Raw genomic sequence first — 1,840 nt, forward strand, 5'->3', positions numbered from 1 at the left:
GCATGCAGGGGCGCGGCCCCGCCGAACGCGATCAGCGTATGCTCGGCCACGACCGCGCCGCGCTCGACCGCATGCACGCGCGCCGCGCTCGCCATGTTCTCGCAGACGACCTCGTGCACGGCATAGGCCGCGGTTTCCGCGGACAGGCCAAGCGGCGCACCGACATCGCGCAGCAGGGCCTGCTTCGACAGCTCCGGATCGAGCTTGATGGTGCCGGCCGCGAACGCGTCGGGGTCGATCATGCCGAGCGCGACGTCCGCATCGGTCACCGCGGGACGCTGACCGCCACGGCCGTAGCAGGCGGGTCCAGGCTCCGAGGAGGCGCTCTCCGGGCCGACGGTGACGCGCTTCATGGCGTCGACATGCGCGATCGAGCCGCCGCCGGCGCCGATCTCGACCATCTCGATCACGGGAATGCGCACCGGCAGGCCGGAGCCTTTCAGGAAGCGCGCGGCGCGATCGACCTCGAACACGCGCGAGGTCTCGGGCTGGTATTTTTCGATGAGGCAGATCTTTGCCGTGGTGCCGCCCATGTCGAAGGACAGCACCTTGCTCTCGCCGAGCCGCGCTGCGATCTGGGCCGCGAAGATCGCGCCGCCGGCGGGACCGGATTCGACGAGACGCACCGGAAAGCGACGCGCGGTCTCGATCGAGGTGACGCCGCCGCCTGACGTGACGAGGTAGATGGCGCCGCGAAACTGCTCGACCTGCAAGGCATCGGCCATGCGGGCGAGATAGCCGTCGATCAGCGGCTGCACATAGGCATTCGCAACCGCCGTCGAGGTGCGCTCGTATTCACGGATCTCCGGACACACGGCCGACGACGCTGTCACCGAGATGCCAGGCATCTCCTCGCTGATGATCGCGGCCGCGCGGCGCTCGTGCTCTGGATTGGCATAGGAATGCAGGAAGGCGATGGCGACGCTCTCGACACCGAGCTCGCGCAATTTCGGCGCGAGCGCGCGCACAGAGGCTTCGTCCAGCGGGAGGCGAACGGCGCCGTGCGCGTCGATGCGCTCGGGCACGGTGAAGCGGAGACTGCGCGGTGCCAGCGGCTTCGGCTTGTCGATGCCGAGATCATATTGGTCGTAACGGCTTTCGGTGCCGATATCGAGCACGTCGCGAAAGCCTTCGGTCGCGATCAGGGCCGTCTTGGCGCCCCGGCGCTCGATGATGGCGTTGGTCGCGAGCGTCGTGCCGTGAATGAAGACATCGATGTCGCTGATATGAGCACGCGCGTCCGTGAGAATGAGGCGCATGCCGTCGAGCACGGCCTGCTCGGGCCGCTGCGGCGTCGTCAGCACCTTGCGGGTTTTGCGGTCCTGCCCCACGTCCAGCACGATGTCGGTGAACGTGCCACCGATATCGACGGCAAGCCGTACCTCGGCTCCCTCAAGCATTCCAAATTCTCCGTGCTGATCGTCAAGACTGGGTCCAAAAGCGCAGCAATTCCCGTGCCATGAGGCATGCCTGCAGCGCTGTGCCCGGCTATTTTGCGCGGCACCTATGCAATAGGCAAGGCGTGTTCGCCGCCGGCGCGATCAGAGCAGGAATGCAAGCGCCGTTTCGCAGCGCTCCTCGACTTTCAGCGCCAGGAGATCGTCGGCGCGGGTGCGTCCGAGATTGACGGCGGCGATCGGAATGTTGCGCTGCGCAGCCGCCTGCACGAAACGGAAGCCGGAATAGACCATCAAGGACGAACCGACGACCAGCATGGCATCGGCCTGCGCCAAGTGATCCTTCGCCGTCGCCACCACGTCGCGCGGCACGTTCTCGCCGAAGAACACGACGTCGGGCTTGAGGATGCCGCCGCAGGCGTCGCATGAGGGCACCTCGAAGG

At 66.8% G+C, this 1,840-nt stretch carries 2 protein-coding genes; both read right to left on the bottom strand.

Annotated features, from left to right (window positions below; translation table 11 throughout):
- On the bottom strand, nucleotides 1–1,400 hold a 1,400-nt coding region (locus tag JHD07_RS38935; protein ID WP_291631879.1), incomplete at its 3' end, for a hydantoinase/oxoprolinase family protein.
- A gap of 141 nt (nucleotides 1,401–1,541) precedes the next feature.
- The coding region (locus JHD07_RS38940) for a Sir2 family NAD-dependent protein deacetylase (protein WP_291631881.1) at nucleotides 1,542–1,840 on the bottom strand (299 nt) is incomplete at its 5' end.

It is taken from the genome of Bradyrhizobium sp., assembly GCF_016462955.1.
GTDB lineage: Bacteria > Pseudomonadota > Alphaproteobacteria > Rhizobiales > Xanthobacteraceae > Bradyrhizobium.